At 63.6% G+C, this 16,027-nt stretch carries 14 protein-coding genes; 12 read left to right on the forward strand and 2 right to left on the reverse strand.

The window, feature by feature from the left end:
* The first annotated feature begins 6 nt into the window (after positions 1 to 6).
* From AB0N65_RS01595 to AB0N65_RS01635, 9 genes are all read left to right on the forward strand, one after another.
* Positions 7 to 633, forward strand: a complete 627-nt coding sequence (locus tag AB0N65_RS01595; protein WP_364156742.1) for a cyclodeaminase/cyclohydrolase family protein — start codon at positions 7 to 9, stop codon at positions 631 to 633.
* On the forward strand, positions 630 to 1,532 hold the full coding sequence (locus tag AB0N65_RS01600) for a bifunctional 5,10-methylenetetrahydrofolate dehydrogenase/5,10-methenyltetrahydrofolate cyclohydrolase (RefSeq protein WP_364156745.1): 903 nt from the start codon (positions 630 to 632) through the stop codon (positions 1,530 to 1,532). Before AB0N65_RS01595 ends, AB0N65_RS01600 begins: the two co-directional genes overlap by 4 nt.
* Before the next feature lie 43 nt (positions 1,533 to 1,575).
* Positions 1,576 to 3,897, forward strand: a complete 2,322-nt coding sequence (locus tag AB0N65_RS01605) for an FdhF/YdeP family oxidoreductase (RefSeq protein WP_364156748.1) — start codon at positions 1,576 to 1,578, stop codon at positions 3,895 to 3,897.
* A gap of 126 nt (positions 3,898 to 4,023) precedes the next feature.
* Positions 4,024 to 4,440, forward strand: a complete 417-nt coding sequence (locus AB0N65_RS01610; protein ID WP_364156751.1) for a heme-binding protein — start codon at positions 4,024 to 4,026, stop codon at positions 4,438 to 4,440.
* A 139-nt stretch (positions 4,441 to 4,579) separates the two neighbouring features.
* Positions 4,580 to 5,797: a formaldehyde dehydrogenase, glutathione-independent gene (gene fdhA / locus AB0N65_RS01615; protein ID WP_364156754.1), complete on the forward strand. Its 1,218-nt coding sequence runs from the start codon at positions 4,580 to 4,582 to the stop codon at positions 5,795 to 5,797.
* A 122-nt stretch (positions 5,798 to 5,919) separates the two neighbouring features.
* The gene (locus AB0N65_RS01620) at positions 5,920 to 7,215 is read left to right on the forward strand and encodes a molybdopterin molybdotransferase MoeA (RefSeq protein ID WP_364156757.1); all 1,296 of its coding nucleotides are present in this window, start codon (positions 5,920 to 5,922) and stop codon (positions 7,213 to 7,215) included.
* Between the two features lie 55 nt (positions 7,216 to 7,270).
* Positions 7,271 to 8,077 carry an IclR family transcriptional regulator gene (locus AB0N65_RS01625; RefSeq protein WP_364156760.1) on the forward strand — a complete coding sequence of 269 codons (807 nt, stop codon included), beginning with the start codon at positions 7,271 to 7,273 and terminating at the stop codon, positions 8,075 to 8,077.
* Between the two features lie 435 nt (positions 8,078 to 8,512).
* Entirely contained in the window at positions 8,513 to 10,558 is a 2,046-nt protein-coding gene (locus AB0N65_RS01630) for a BCCT family transporter (protein WP_364156763.1), read from the forward strand.
* A 9-nt stretch (positions 10,559 to 10,567) separates the two neighbouring features.
* On the forward strand, positions 10,568 to 10,750 hold the full coding sequence (locus AB0N65_RS01635) for a hypothetical protein (RefSeq protein ID WP_364156766.1): 183 nt from the start codon (positions 10,568 to 10,570) through the stop codon (positions 10,748 to 10,750).
* 90 nt (positions 10,751 to 10,840) lie between these two features.
* Here the strand turns inward: AB0N65_RS01635 and AB0N65_RS01640 are convergent, their stop codons facing one another.
* The gene (locus AB0N65_RS01640; protein WP_364156769.1) at positions 10,841 to 11,515 is read right to left on the reverse strand and encodes a fasciclin domain-containing protein; all 675 of its coding nucleotides are present in this window, start codon (positions 11,513 to 11,515) and stop codon (positions 10,841 to 10,843) included.
* Positions 11,516 to 11,782: 267 nt separating this feature from the next.
* Here AB0N65_RS01640 and AB0N65_RS01645 point away from each other — a divergent pair, with 267 nt between their 5' ends.
* Positions 11,783 to 13,663: a cytochrome c biogenesis protein CcdA gene (locus AB0N65_RS01645; RefSeq protein WP_364156773.1), complete on the forward strand. Its 1,881-nt coding sequence runs from the start codon at positions 11,783 to 11,785 to the stop codon at positions 13,661 to 13,663.
* 35 nt (positions 13,664 to 13,698) lie between these two features.
* Positions 13,699 to 14,271 carry a GNAT family N-acetyltransferase gene (locus AB0N65_RS01650; protein ID WP_364156776.1) on the forward strand — a complete coding sequence of 191 codons (573 nt, stop codon included), beginning with the start codon at positions 13,699 to 13,701 and terminating at the stop codon, positions 14,269 to 14,271.
* 70 nt (positions 14,272 to 14,341) lie between these two features.
* Here the strand turns inward: AB0N65_RS01650 and AB0N65_RS01655 are convergent, their stop codons facing one another.
* A complete protein-coding gene (locus AB0N65_RS01655; protein ID WP_364156779.1) occupies positions 14,342 to 15,130 on the reverse strand; it encodes an IclR family transcriptional regulator in 789 nt (262 codons plus the stop codon).
* A gap of 167 nt (positions 15,131 to 15,297) precedes the next feature.
* Between AB0N65_RS01655 and AB0N65_RS01660 the strand changes: the two genes are divergently transcribed.
* Positions 15,298 to 16,014: a CoA transferase subunit A gene (locus AB0N65_RS01660; protein ID WP_364156782.1), complete on the forward strand. Its 717-nt coding sequence runs from the start codon at positions 15,298 to 15,300 to the stop codon at positions 16,012 to 16,014.
* The last annotated feature ends 13 nt before the right edge of the window (positions 16,015 to 16,027 follow it).

The raw sequence follows: 16,027 nt of genomic DNA on the forward strand, positions 1-16,027 counted from the left end.
AGACACATGATCAGTTCAGAAACAGTCAACAACTATTTGACCAGGCTCGCTGCCCGGCAACCCACACCAGGCGGCGGAGCGGCTGCGGCCTTGCATGCGGCCCAGGGTGCCGCCTTGGTGGCCATGGTTGCCCGGTACACCACGGGTGAAAAGTACGCAGAGCATGCAGGACTGGTTGCCCGTATCACCAGCAGCGCCGATCACCACCGGACCGAAGCGCTCCGACTGGCCGACGCCGACGAGCACGCCTTCCAGGGCGTCATCGACTCCTACAAACTTCCCAACGACACCCCCGAACTGAAGGCCGAGAAGAAGTCGGCGATTGACGCTGCCCTGGTCCAGGCCGCACAAACACCGGCCCAGCTCATCAAGCTTGCCGGGGAGATCGTTGACCTCGCCGCCGAACTTTTCGAAGCCGCCAACCCCAACGTCATCAGCGACGTCGCTGCTGCCGCTGACGCAGCCCGGGCGGCTGCCACTACCGCACGAGTCAACATCGACATCAACCTGGTGGCCATCAAGGACGATGCCACCCGGACCCGTCTTGCCGGGCAAACCGACGGACTGGAAGAAAAAGTGGTCCTCGCCGCTGACACCCTCTCCCGCCGCGTCCGCGAAAGGATCCTCGCATGAGTGCAGAAGTGCTGTCCGGAAAGCGGCTGGCAAGCCTGATCCAGCAACGCGCCCAGCAAGAGGCCCACTCCCTGGACAACCAGGGCGTCCGTCCCACGGTCGCCGTAGTGGTCGCCACCGACGACGAATCAACCCACTGGTACGTACGGTCCATCGAACGGGCGGCCGAACGGTCAGGGATTGATTGCCGGATCGTGGACCTCGGCCATGACGCCACCGAACAGGTCCTGGCCTCGGTCCTGCGGGACCTCAGCGACGAGTCCTCGGTCCATGGCATCATCCTCCAGACTCCCCTGCCCTCCGGTGTCCGCGCGGACAGCCTGGTCGGGCTCATCACCCCCGAAAAGGACATCGACGGCGCCAACCCCCTGAGCCTTGGCCGCCTGGCCGTCGGGCAGCCGGCCTTCGCGCCTGCAACCGCGCGGGCCGTCGTCGAGCTATTGGACCACTTCGAGGTTCCTACGGCGGGACGCAACGTCGTCGTCGTCGGACGTTCCGCCGTGGTGGGCAAGCCGCTGTCCCTGCTGTTGCTCGCCAAGGATGCAACCGTCACCGTCTGCCACTCCCGCTCGGGTGCGCTGGAGCCGTTCACCCGGCCCGCCGACGTCGTGGTGGTGGCCGCCGGCCGCATCGGACTGTTGACCGGCAGCCATGTTACGGAAAAGACGGTAGTGGTCGACGTCGGCACCAACGTTCTGCCCGACGGTTCCCTTGTGGGCGATGTGGACGAGGCGAGCGTCAGCGGCGTCGCGGCTGCGTTGACGCCTGTTCCGGGCGGCGTAGGCTCTGTGACCACGGCCTTGCTGCTGCTGCACACCACCGAAGCTGCCCGTCGGCAGGCAGGTGTTCCCGGCGAGTCCGTATCCGTCGTCGAGCCTGTACCTGCCGGCGTCGCCTGAGACGCTGCAAAGCCGCTATTACCTGACCTGGAGGGAAGATCACATGGCTTCCAAAGCCCCGCGTGAAAACATCGACGAGTCGAAGCTGACCGTTACTAAACCCAAGACCAAGGCCGTGGGCATTCCGGCCGTAGCCAATGCATTGAAGATCTCGTTCGAGCAGATGGGCCCCATCCGCAGCGCACAGACGCTGATGGCGGTAAACCAGCTTGACGGATTCGATTGCATGGGCTGCGCCTGGCCGGAGCACGAGAAGCGCAACGCGGCGGAGTTTTGCGAGAACGGGGCCAAGGCAGTGGCTGAGGAAGCCACCCGGCGCAGGGTAACGCCGGAATTCTTCGCAAAGTACTCCGTGGCTGAGCTGCAGACCCGCGACGACTACTGGCTGGGACAGCAGGGCCGGCTGACCCACCCCATGGTTCTGGAAGAAGGCGCCACCCACTACAAGCCCATCAGCTGGGACGACGCCTACGATCTCATGGCTGAGGAACTCCGCGGTATGGAGAATCCGGACCAGGCAGTGTTCTACACGTCCGGACGCACCTCGAACGAGGCTGCCTTCGTGTACCAGCTCCTGGTCCGAGGCATCGGCACCAACAACCTCCCGGACTGTTCCAACATGTGCCACGAATCGTCGGGCTCGGCCCTGGTGGAAACCATCGGCATCGGCAAGGGTTCCGTGAGCCTGACCGACTTGGAGACAGCGTCACTGATTTTTGTCGCGGGCCAGAACCCGGGCACCAACCACCCACGCATGCTGAGCGCGCTCGAAAAGGCGAAGAAGAACGGCGCGGTCATCGTGTCCGTCAACCCGCTGCCCGAGGCCGGGCTCCTCCACTTCGAGAACCCGCAGCACGTCCAGGGCGTAGTCTCCGGAACAAAGCTGACCGACGACTTTCTGCAGATCCGCGCCGGCGGCGATCAAGCCCTCTTCCAGGGCCTGGGCAAGTACCTGCTGGAAGCCGAGGCCGCGGGCCGCGTCACTCCTGGCCTCGACACAGTCCTGGACCACGCCTTCATCAATAACCACACGGTGGGCGTCGACGAATACCTTCGCCACCTGGAGAAGGTGGAGTGGGACGACATCGTGGAGGCCACGGGCCTGACACTGGAACAGATCCACGCCACCGGAGAGCGGTTGCTGGCCTCCAGCGCCACCATCGTGTGCTGGGCCATGGGGCTCACCCAACATAAGCATTCCGTGCCCACCCTGCGGGACGTGGTGAATGTCCTGCTGCTCCAGGGGAACATCGGCAAGCCGGGTGCGGGCGTTTGTCCTGTTCGAGGACACTCAAACGTCCAGGGCGACCGGACCATGGGCATTTTCGAGAAGATGCCGGAGAAGTTCCACGACCGTTTGGACCACGAGTTCGAATTCCTGTCCCCGCGCGCGCACGGCTACGACACCGTTGCTGCCATCCGGGCCATGCGTGATGGCAAGGTCCGCTTCTTCATGGGGATGGGCGGCAACTTCGTCCGGGCAGCCCCGGACTCACAAGTAACCGAGGACGCGCTGGCCAACACGGCGCTGACCGTCCAGATCTCCACCAAGCTGAACCACTCGCACCTGTCCACCGGGCGCCGCGCACTGATCCTGCCCACGCTCGGCAGGACGGAGAAGGACACGCAGGCCTCGGGCGACCAGCGGGTCACAGTGGAAGATTCAATGAGTGCTGTGCACGCCTCCCGCGGTCGGTTGAAGCCCGCAAGCGAGCACCTCCACTCCGAGGTAGCGATCGTTTGCAACCTTGCGCACCGCCTGTTCACCGATGGCCAAGGCCACCCGGCGCCGGGCGCACCCCGGGCAGCCTGGCTCTCGATGAGGGATGACTACTCCCTGATCCGCAAGCACATCGAGGCGGTCTTCGACGGCTTCGAGAACTTTGAAGACCGCATCCAGCACCCCGGGGGATTCGTGCTGCCCCACCCGCCCCGCGATGCGAGGAAGTTCGATACTGCCTCCGGCAAGGCCCACTTCACGGGCAACGAGCTCGAATACATCAAGATCCCGGCCGGTCGCCTCGTCCTGCAGACCCTCCGCTCGCACGATCAGTACAACACCACCATCTACGGCAAGGACGACCGCTACCGTGGCATCCACGGCGGCCGCCGGGTGGTCCTCATCAACGAAGCCGACATCAAGGAACTCGGCTTCGCCGACGGGGACATGGTGAACCTGATATCCGAATTCGAAGGAGTCGATCGACTCGCGGAGAAGTTCCGGATCGTTGCCTACTCAACGCCCAAGGGTTGCGCTGCCGCCTACTACCCGGAGACCAACGTCCTGGTTCCCTTGGATTCCGTGGCCGACACCAGCGGCACGCCAACCTCAAAGTCCGTCATCATCAGGCTCGAAAGGGCATAGAAGGGCTGTACATGCTGTGACCACTGTCATAGTATGTGACTGATATATCTTCCTCATTGCTCAGAAGATATCACTGCGCTTCCCGTACTTCGCTCCGTGTTAAAGACATGAATCAAAGGAGAAACATTGTCTGATATCACCCAAGCCCACGCTGAGGCCGTTTTGACTGCCGCACTCGGCTCCGCTCGCGAAACAGGCACGGCCATGAACATTGCTGTGGTGGACGCCGGCGGAAACTTGAAGGCCTTCAGTCGCATGGACGACGCCTGGCTGGGCAGCATCGACATTTCCATCAAGAAAGCCCGCACCGCCCGCTACTTCGATATGCCCACCGGATCCATCGGTGAGCTGTCCCAGCCGGGCGGGCCGTTGTTCAACATCGAGGTCTCCAACGGCGGGCTCATCACCTTCCCCGGCGGCCTGCCGCTGCTGGACACCGATGGCACCGTGATCGGAGCAATCGGCGTCAGCGGCAGCACGGTCGAAAACGACCACACGGTAGCTTCAGCCGGGGCTGCCGTCCGACTCGAAGGCGTCGCCTAAGCGGCCCCTGGCTGTCCAATTGCCCGTGAACGGTGCTTCGGTGGCCTGAAACCTGGGGAGGTATTCCTCATCGAAGCATCGCTTTCGGGCAGTTGGACAGCCCCTTAGTTCTGCACCACCAACTGTCCAAGGAGTGTCCATGTCAGGAAATAGAGCAGTCGCCTACAAGGAACCCGGCGTCGTTGAAATCATCGATACCGAGTACCCGACGTTCGAACTCAAGGACGGACCGGGCGTCAACCCGGCCAACGTCGGCAGGAAGGTGCCCCACGGCGCGATCCTGCGCACCGTGACCACCAACATCTGCGGTTCGGACCAGCACATGGTCCGCGGCCGCACCACGGCACCGCAGAACCTGGTGCTGGGCCACGAAATCACTGGTGAAGTGATCGAGGTGGGACCGGACGTCGAGTTCATCAAGGTGGGCGACATCGTCTCGGTACCGTTCAATATTTCCTGTGGCCGCTGCCGGAACTGCAAGGAACGGAAGACCGGCATCTGCCTCAACGTCAACCCCGACCGTCCCGGCAGCGCCTACGGCTACGTGGACATGGGCGGCTGGGTCGGTGGACAGGCCGAGTACGTTCTGGTCCCCTACGCGGACTGGAACCTGCTGCGCTTCCCGGACCGCGACCAGGCCCTGGAGAAGATCTTGGACCTCACTATGCTCTCCGACATTTTCCCCACCGGCTTCCACGGCGCCGTCACGGCCGGCGTCGGCGTTGGCTCCACCGTGTACGTTGCCGGTGCCGGCCCTGTGGGTATCGCAGCCGCCGTCGGCGCCCAACTGCTCGGTGCCGCCGTCGTCATTGTTGGCGACATGAACGAGGACCGCCTGGCGCAGGCCCGCTCCTTCGGCTGTGAGACCGTCAACGTGTCCAATGGCGACCCGAAGGACCAGATCGAGCAAATCCTGGGCGTCCCGGAGGTGGACAGCGGTATTGACGCTGTGGGCTTTGAGGCCCGCGGACACGGCAGGGATGCCTCGCACGAGGCCCCGGCCACGGTACTGAACTCCCTCATGGACATCACTGCCGCCGGCGGCGCGCTCGGAATCCCGGGCCTGTACGTCACCGGAGATCCCGGCGGAATCGACGAGGCAGCCAAGCACGGCTCCCTCTCGCTGTCCCTGGGCACGGGCTGGGCAAAGTCCCTGTCCTTCACCACGGGTCAGTGCCCGGTCATGAAGTACAACCGCCAACTCATGATGGCCATCCTTCATGACAAGGTCCAGATCGCCAAGGCAGTGAACGCCAAGGCCATCCCGCTCGAAGACGCACCCCGCGGCTACGCGGAGTTCGACGCCGGGGCAGCAACAAAGTTCGTACTGAACCCCAATGGCTACGTGAAGGCCTAATACCCAACCAGGGTGCAGTACGTCATCACGGATACCGGGGGCGGCACGGCAAAAACGGGAAGGCCGTGCCGCCCCCGGCGTCCGCATTTAACAAACGCAACCAGATCAGGAAATGGGCATTCATGCTCGCACAAGAAGTCACCGATGTTCCCACATTTCACATGTCCTGCGGCAAGGATCACGCACCCACGTGGTCCGAAGCGCGCCACGTGGCCTACCACTGCGCCCGTCCGCTCGGATCAGTGTCAGTACCGCTCGCGGAGGGCATAGGACGTGCGCTCACCTCGGACGTGATCGCGCGCCAGGCCATACCGCATTACGCTTCTTCCGCCATGGATGGCTGGGCGTTCAACGGCAGCGCGCCCTGGATCCTTAAAGGGACGGCCATCCCGGGGAAGGCCCTCTCTGCGGCAGCGACGGCCCTCGCTCCCGGTGAAGCGAGCATCATCGCCACCGGCGGACTGGTGCCCGAAGGTGCTGCGGGCATCCTCCGCAAGGAAAGCGGCCTGGTGACCGCCGACGCGTCAGGCACCCGGTACCTCGCTCCCAACCCCGACGCGAAGGCCGGCGAAGAACTTCCTGGCCGCCACATCCGACCCGCAGGCGAGGAAGCGTCCGCGGGCGATGTCCTCATCCCCGCAGGCACCCTCCTGAACCCCGCGCACATTGCCCTCGCCGCCGTGGCCGGCCATGACCAGGTGAGCGTACAGCGCAAGCCCGTGGTCGCCGTCGTTCTTACCGGCTCCGAGGTTGTGACGGCAGGCGAGCCTGCACCCGGCCAGGTCCGCGATACTTTCGGGCCGCAATTGGCCACGGTCATTTCCCAGCTTGGCGGCGTGCCCAGCGGGCAGCGCAGGATCGGGGACTCCTATCAGGAATGGATCACCGCCCTGGCGGGCCCGCACGGTGACCGGCCCGGCCCGCCCAGTGACCGGCGGGCGGACGTCACCATCACTACCGGCGGTACCGGGAAATCCGGAACGGATCATTTCCGGAGGGCAGTGGACGCCCTGGGCGGGCGCCTGGTGCTTGACGGGATCGCAATGCGGCCGGGACACCCCGCAGTGCTGGCCGAACTTCCGGACGGCCGCTTCGTCATCGGGCTCCCGGGAAATCCGCTGGCCGCCATGATCGCCCTCCTAACGATTGGCGAGCCACTGCTGGCAGCCCTCGGAAACCGGTCCGTACCTGCGACCGGCGTCCTGACCTCCGGAGCGGACTTCGAACCGGACCCCGGCAGGACGCGGCTGGTGCCCTGCACTTTCGTCCATGGACTCGCCGTTCCGGCCTCCCACACCGGCCCGGGCATGATGCGGGGGCTGGCTTGGGCGGACGGTGTCATGGCTGTTCCGCCTGAAGGCGTCGAAGCGGGTGAAGCTGTTCCGGTCATGGCCCTGCCGTGGACAACACCCGGCTGACGCGAACCTCCCAGCTCCCGGGTCCTTGCGTACGTGTCCGTCTAGGATGAGGATCATGGCAGCACGCAGCAACCCGGACATCGACAAGGACGCAGACGCCCAAGGCGGCGGCGTCCAGTCAGTGGACCGCGCACTCCAGATCCTGGAAATCCTGGCCCGCGAGGGCGATGCCGGCGTCAGTGAAATCGCCGAGGAAATGGGCGTGCACAAGTCCACTGTGTCCAGGCTGGTGGGCTCGCTTGTCACGAGGGAACTGGTGCGGCAGAACAGCGAAAGGGGCAAGTACCAGCTGGGCTTCGGAATCCTCCGCCTGGCCTCCTCCATTCCGGGCAGGCTAAGCGTGGTGCACGAGGCCCGGGAGGTCCTGGAAGCACTCGCGGCCGAGTACAAGGAGACCGTCAACCTGGCTGTGTTGCGCTCCAACTACGCCGTCAATGTGGATCAGGCCATGGGGCCCTCCACACTCGCCACCTACGACTGGGTGGGCAGCCTGACGCCCTTGCATGCCACCTCAAGCGGAAAGGTCCTGCTGGCGGCCCTGACAGCCGATGAACGCAGCCAGGTCTTCAAGGCCGTGGGGCTGCCTGCCCGGACGCCCCGCACGGTAACCAACCGCGGTGAGCTCGAGAAGCAGCTGCTGGACGTCGCACGGAACGGTTATGCCGTGGTGCACGAGGAGTTCGAGATCGGCCTTACTGCCGTTGCTGTGCCGATCTTCAACCATCTGGGCAACGTGATTGCCGCAGTCAGCATCTCCGGGCCGGCGTTCCGGTTCGCACCTGAGGACCATCCCGGGCTCATTGAAGGGCTTCGCGAGGCCGGTCTCACCATTAGCGCCAAGATGGGCTACAGGCACCGCTAAGCCGCCTGGAGCTCCGGCTAACCAAGCCTGTGCGCACCACGTGGCAAATGGTCATTGCGCAACGATGATCATGATACGCAACAATGCCCCTATAAGCCAATTGATATATCAAGTTGTCGTTAAACAGCCGAAAAGCCTTGACTTTGAGTGTGACGGGGCGCACTCTGTTGCTTACCGCGAATGTTGTTGATTCTTGCGGAACGCATGCCAGGCTCCCGGCCCGGCGCCGAATCAACCTGACTCAGAACCACCAGAAGAACCAGATGAGGTGCCACATGCACAACGCCTACCCGCTGCGTGAACTCACATCCGGGGAGGCATTACGGCCCACCATGGTTCACGAATCGGAGGAAGCCCCCAACCTTCCCCCCGGTCCCACACCCCAGGGCCATGTATAAACACAAGCCCATGACTCGCCGAGCAAAGGACCCGCTCATGGCTATAAACAGTGACACAAAACCCTTAACACCCGAGGAGTTACCTGCCGACGATGCACTGGCAGATACCCCTCCAGCTGCAAACAAACGCACCCGCGGGGAAACGCCTGAGGACATCATCAGCGTCTCCCCCGACGAAACAAACCCTGCAGTCCTCGACGCTGAGGAAGGAGGGGTAGAAGCTCTTCCGGACGCTGAGGAATACGAACAGATCCTGGAAGAACTGCGCACGGCCAAGACCGAGCAGGCCGTATCGGCCCGCCGGAACCGCAAACTTACCCTCGACAAAGTCACCTTCGGAATCACGGGCGCCATCGCCGTCGCCTTCGTGGTCTGGGGTTTCGTCGGAAGGGACAGCCTCTCTGAAACCTCCAAGGGAGCCCTCAACTGGGTCATGGAGTACACAGGCTGGCTGTTCATGGTCCTCGCCTCGTTGTTCGTGATCTTCGTGTTGTGGCTTGCCCTGGGCAAGTTCGGCAACATCCCGCTCGGCAAGGACGGTGAGAAGCCCGAGTTCCGCACCGTCTCCTGGGTGGCGATGATGTTCGCTGCCGGCATGGGCATCGGGCTCATGTTCTACGGCGTGGCCGAACCGCTGTACCACTACATTTCGCCTCCGCCGGGCACGGTCGACGGCCGTACGCCGGACGCCATCCAGACCGCCATGGCCACCTCGCTCTTCCACTGGACCCTGCACCCTTGGGCCATGTACGCAGTAGTCGGCATTGCGATGGCGTACGGCACCTACCGGCTCGGCCGCAAGCAACTGGTTTCCGCAGCCTTCACCTCGCTTTTCGGCATCCGGATGGTGGAAGGTCCGCTCGGGAAGTTCATCAACATCCTGGCCATCTTCGCCACGCTCTTCGGAACCGCGGCGTCCCTGGGCCTGGGCGCCCTCCAGATCGGCAGCGGCATGACCTCCAATGGCTGGTTCGGTGAAATCGGCACGCCCATCCTTGTGGTGATCGTCGCCATCCTGACCTTCTGCTTCGTGGCGTCCGCCGTATCGGGCATCAGCCGGGGCATCCAGTGGCTGTCCAACATCAACATGGTCCTTGCCGTCATCCTCGCCCTTATCGTTTTTGTCGCAGGACCCACGCTGTTCATCCTCAACCTGATCCCCTCCGCCGTGGGCGACTACGCCCGCGACCTCGCCGAAATGTCCTCCCGGACCGAGGCCGTGGGAGACGAAGCCCTGCGCAGCTGGATGACCGGCTGGACCATCTTCTACTGGGCTTGGTGGATTTCCTGGACGCCCTTCGTCGGTATGTTCATCGCACGGATCAGCCGCGGCCGCACCATCCGCCAATTCGTCACCGGTGTGCTGCTGGTACCAAGCATCGTCAGCGTCATCTGGTTCGGCATCTTCGGCGGCGCCGCCTTCAACGTCCAGCAGGAAGCTGACAAAGCCGGCACTCCCGGCCTGGTGACAATGGTCGACGGCGCTCCATCCATCAACTTCGATGGCGCGCTTTTCGATCTGGTCAAGAACCTTGGCATGCCGGAGTGGCTCACAGCAGCCGTCATCGTGCTGGCCATGGTCCTGGTAGCGATCTTCTTCGTCACCGGTGCCGACGCCGCCTCCATCGTGATGGGATCGCTCAGCTCCAATGGTGCTGAACATCCCCGTCGTGGAGTGGTGATCTTCTGGGGCAGCCTGACCGGCGCCGTGGCGGCCGTCATGATGCTGGCCGGCGGTGATGAGCCATCAGAAGCCTTGTCCGGCCTCCAAAGGGTCACGATCGTAGCGGCACTGCCGTTCATCCTGGTCATGCTGCTGCTCTGCTTCGCCTTGGTCAAGGACTTGCGACGCGATCCCTTGTCCCTGCGGCGACGCCTTGCCAACTCCGTGGTGGAACGGGCTATCCGCACCGGAGTCGAACAGCACGGCGGGGTTCAATTCGACCTCGTGACCAAGCATGAATGCGCTGAAAAATGCTCGGACTCGGACTGTCCTGGCGGCACGCCCACAGGCAGCATCCCGGCGGTTGAAGACCGTCCCGGACAGGAAAACCGGCCCAACTCCCCCAAAGACCAGCAGTAAGGTAATGCCATGTCCCCAAACCCAGTAGAAGAAAGCACTCTTCGCGTGATCAACGAGTCCAAGGAGCAGGTGTCTTTCACCGTGGATGCTTCCAAGCCCGTGACCGTCCGCGTTGAGCTCAACGGTGGTTGTCCGTGCGGTTCCGAACACAGCCGGGCCGGGTCCTACGTGGACAGCGACCTGGGCCGCTAGTCCTGGCTACAACACCACAGCAAAGCAGGCGCCGGAGATCCGGCGCCTGCTTTTTTGTTAGTGCTGTTCAATGGCCGGAAGCCCCAGGGCTTACTTAGGCATCAGCACCGAATCAACAAGGTAAACGGTGGCATTGGCGGTGTGGACACCGCCGCAGATCACGTTGGCGCCATCAACCGTGAGGGCGTCCTTGGTGCCACCGACAGTCACTTCGCCACCCTGGACGGTCTTGTGGGTGCCCACCACCTGGTCCGGGGTCAGCTGGCCGGGAACCACATGGTAGGTGAGGATCTTGGTCAGCAGGGCATCGTCCGTCTTGAGTGTTTCGATCGTGGCGGCGTCGATCTTGGCGAACGCGTCGTCAACTGGGGCGAAGACCGTGAACTCGCTGCCGTTCAGCGTGGAAACCAGGTCCACTTTAGGGTTGAGCTGGCCCGAGACAGCGGCGGTCAGGGTTTTCAGCAGCGGGTTGTTTGATGCAGCAACAGCAACCGGATCCTGGGACATGCCCACCACCGAGCCGGGGCCGTCCGGGACCTGCGCCGCGTATCCTGCGCAGCCGGGACCCACGAGGTCACGGGCGGGGTCCATGGCGGCACTGCTCATGGAGGGCGACGGCGACGGTGCCGCTGACGACGTCTCCGGGGCGGCCGAAGAAGAAGCGGGAGTGCTGGAGCTGCTTGAGCCACCACAGGCCGTGAGTCCGAGAAGGGCGGCTGCAGTGAGGCCAACGAAGGCGAGGGCGGGGCGCTTTGTGGACAACATGTCATTCTCCTTGTTTGTGGAACCATGGGCGTTTGGTCCTCTGGTATGGCACATACCTGCTTTGCCGTGGCGTGGCAGGTGCTGTGCTCACCAGCTATTCGGAGGTTGCACGGTGGTGGATGGGTCCGGATTGAAAAAGTTTTGAAGCACCCTTAGTAACAGCCTCCTTAGCCCCTGACCAAGCCTTTCGCCGCCCGGCTCCGAACTTCCTGCAGAAACCCGGAGCCGCCCCATCTCGCGGGCGGCCCGGCAACGTTGGGAGACGCAATGCTGCAATTGGCACTCATTGGCCTGCTGGGCGGACTGATCACCGGGATTTCGCCCTGCATCCTGCCGGTCCTGCCGGTCATCTTTCTTTCGGGCGGCGTCCAAGGGGCGCGGCAGCGCACCGGCAACAACAGCGCGGGGCAAAAAGCGCCCGACGGCGGCAGCGGCCTCCGCGCCGACGGCACCACAGCGGCCGGGTCACCCGGCAGCGGCACCGGGAGTGCCGGCGTCAAACGCGGTTCCGTCGCGACCGAAACCCGTGCCGCCGCCGTCGAACGCCAAGCCGAAGCCAGGCAACAGCGGAAGGCGGGTTGGCGTCCCTACCTGGTGATCCTTGGCCTGGTGATCAGCTTCAGTACCTTCACGCTGGTGGGTTCGTTTCTTCTGACGCTGCTGAACCTTCCGCAGGATTTGTTGCGCTGGATTGGCCTGGTGGTGCTGGTGCTGATTGGGCTTGGCCTGATCTTCGATCGTTTCCAGCACATCCTGGAGAAGCCCTTCTCGTGGATTCCGCAGAAGCATGTGGGCACGGAGAACGGTGGGCTGGTGCTGGGACTGGCGCTCGGCGTCGTTTATGTTCCCTGTGCAGGACCAGTGCTGGCAGCCATCGCCGTTGCGGGCGCCACCGGGCAAGTGGGACCGGAAACCATCGTGCTGACCCTGACGTTTGCCGTGGGCGCCGCGCTGCCGTTGCTGGTCTTCGCGCTCGCCGGACGGCGGGTGGCCGAACGGGTTAAGGCCTTCCGCCGCAACCAGCGCAAGATCCGGACAGCAGGCGGCATCATGATGATCCTCCTGGCCATCGGCTTGGTGTTCAACCTGCCGCAGCTGCTCCAGAAACTGGTCCCCGACTACACCTCCACACTGCAGGAACAGGTCCAGGACAACCAGGCGGTCAAGGAAGCGCTGGACCTTGGCGGCCTCGTGAACGAGCAAAACAGGGACCTGGACAAGTGCAGCAACGGCGCTGCCGAGCTGGAATCCTGCGGCACGGCACCGGACCTGAAAGGCATCCAGGAATGGTTCAACACCCCCGGTAACCAGCCCGTGAACCTGAAGGACCTCAACGGCAAAGTGGTGCTGGTGGATTTCTGGGCCTACTCCTGCATCAACTGCCAGCGATCCATTCCCCACCTGACGGATTGGTACAGCGCCTACAAGGGTGCCGGTTTGGAAGTGATCGGCGTGCACTCCCCCGAGTACGCGTTCGAGAAAGAAGTCCGCAATGTGGTCTCCGGCGCGGACGGCCTGGGCATCACCTACCCGGTGGCCATCGACAACAACCTCTCCACGTGGACCAACTACCGGAACCGGTACTGGCCGGCGCACTACCTCATCGATTCCGAGGGCACGGTCCGGCACATCAAGTTCGGCGAGGGAGGCTACCAAACCACGGAAAAGCTCATCCGGGAATTGTTGAAGCAGGCCAACCCTTCCGTTCAGTTGCCCGCTCCGATTGAAGCGACCGACGACGGTCCCGCGGCAGGTGCCACCACGCCCGAGACCTATCTGGGCGTCACCAAGAAGGGCAATTACGCGGGTACGGAGCCGTACAAGGCCGGGCCGGGTGTGTACACCGTGCCGTCCGGCCAACCCGGGGACAGTTTTGCCCTGGAGGGTGCGTGGGAGATTGGAACACAGTCCATCGCCCCAACGGCTGCGGGTTCCTCGATTGCCCTCAACTACCACGCGAAGCAGGTCTACATCGTGGTCAGCGGTGAGGGATCGCTGGATGTGGTCCGGGACGGCAAGACCACGCCCGTTGCCGTTTCGGGAACGCCTACGCTGTACAGGATCGTGGATGACCCGGAGATCCGTTCGGGATCCCTTGAGGTCCGGGTCCCGCAAGGCATTCAGGCGTACTCGTTTACGTTCGGGTAGCCCTGCGCCAGGAGCCCGGGTCTACGATGGGCGGCATGGCAATCGAAGTCCGCCCGGCCACCGTGTTCGACGACGTGAAGACCATGGTCGGACCCAAAAGTCCCGACGCCAACGTGTGCTGGTGCCTGAGCTACCGCGTCCCTTCCAAGCAAAACCTTGCGCTCCAAAGGAAGGAGCGCGGTGAGTTCGTCAAGAAGCTGGTTGCTGAGGACCCGCCTCCCGGGGTCCTGGCGTACGACGGCGGCGAGGTGGTTGGGTGGGCGGCCGTTCATCCCCGCTCGGACACCAGTTTCGCAACGAACCGGAAGATCCCGCGCGTCGACGACACGGAGGTCTGGTCCGTGTGGTGCATCCGGGTCAGGCCGGGACACAGGGGAAAGGGGATCTCGCACCACTTGTTGGAGGGTGCCGTGGACATGGCCCGACAGTACGGCGCCCCTGCCATCGAGGGGTACCCCGTGGACAACAAGGGCAGCAAAGTGGACCTGACCATGGCCTATGTGGGCACGCGCCGACTCTTTGAGAAGGCAGGGTTCAAGAAGGTCGCGGAGACAACGTCCGTGCTCAACGGTTTCCCGAGGGTCCTCATGCGCCTTGATCTCACCTGACGCACCCAACTGGGTCGCATTTGTGCGCGTTTTCAGGGCTCAAAACGCGCACTAATGCGACCCAGTTGGGTCAGGTGCCCTGCAAACGCGCCGTCATCCGGTGTGCTTCCTCCAGCAGCAACTTGCCGAGGAACTCCTGGCGCTCGGGACGGAACCGGGGCTCGATTCCTGTGATGGATAACGCCCACGCCGGCCGTCCCTGATGATCGAACACGGCGGCACCCATGCCCCAACTGCCTTCCAGGACCAGCCCCGGGTTTACCGAATATCCAGTCAGGCGGGTCTGTTCCAGATTCTCCCGCACCACGTCTGCAGGATGGCCCACGGCAAAGTCCCCTGCATGCGTCCCCCAATCCACAAGGAAGGCGTCTTGTTCCTCCGGAGGCAGGAACGCCATGATCGCGGTTCCGGCAGATGCCACTCCCAGCGGGAAGCGCACGCCCTCATGCAACACGAACGATCTGACGGGAAACGAGCCTTCCTCACGCAGAACACAGACAGTCTCGTTGCCGCGGCGGATCGAGAAGAATGCGCTCTCGCCGGTCTCGGCAGCCAGCCTGCGCAAAGAAGGCCGCGCGATGTCCTCCATCGGGAAACGGGCAGCAGCCACTGACCCCAGCAGAAAGATCTCAGGCCCCAACACCCATTTGCCCGTGCCGGAATCGTGTTCCAACAAGCCCTCTGCCGCCAACGACGTCAGCAGCCGATGCACTGTGGGCCTGGTCAAACCGGATTCACGAACCAAGCCCGCCAAGGAGGTTCCCTCAGGCTTGCGGCCCACCAAACGCAGGAGGAGGGCCACCCGCCCCACCACTTGGGCGCCTTGGACCGGATTCTGAACCGCTGCTTGCACCGCCATAACACCCTCCACAGAGAAACCATCCACAATATGGACAACTATCAGCTTACATTCCACACAGTGAGCCGCTGAAGCCGCGCACCATTGACCACCACCAGCCGAAAATCTACGCTCCAATACAGGAACCACAGAGTCCACAAAGTGGAACACTCAGCGAGGAGTCACAAATGTCGAAAATCCGCCCGAACGCGGGCCAAGCGCTACAGGACCTTTTGGCAGACGGCCAGACGATCGCCGTCGGGGGTTTTGGCCTGAGCGGCATCCCGGCGGACCTTATCGACGCCGTCCGCGAGTCCGGCGCCACGGACCTTACCATCGTGTCCAACAACATGGGCGTGGATGGCAAGGGCCTCGGCGTACTCATCGAGGCCGGGCAGGTCCGGAAGGTCATCGCGTCGTACGTGGGTGAGAACAAACTGTTCGCCGAGCAGTACCTGGCAGGCAAACTGGATGTCGAGTTCACGCCCCAGGGCACACTCGCCGAACGCCTCCGCGCCGGCGGCGCCGGCATCCCCGCCTTCTACACGCGGACCGGCGTGGGCACCTTGGTGGCGGAAGGCAAGCCTCTGGAGGAGTTCGACGGCGTCACGTACGTCCGCGAGCGCGCCATCACCGCGGACGTCGCTTTGGTTCACGCCCACACGGCCGATACTGACGGGAACCTGATCTACCGCTACACGGCGCGGAACTTCAACCCCGTGGTCGCCACTGCGGGAAAGGTGACCATCGCCGAGGCGGAGGTCATCGTCCAGCCGGGAGAACTCGATCCCAACCACATCGTCACCCCGGGCGTCTATGTCCAGCGGCTGGTTCAAGCGAGCAACCGGGTCAAGGACATCGAGCAGAGAACGGTCCGGCAGCGGCCTGAACCCGTCCCGGCTTAAGCAAAAGGAGCAC

Origin of the sequence: Paenarthrobacter sp. NPDC089322, assembly GCF_040684895.1 — a bacterium.
Taxonomy (GTDB): Bacteria; Actinomycetota; Actinomycetes; order Actinomycetales; family Micrococcaceae; genus Arthrobacter.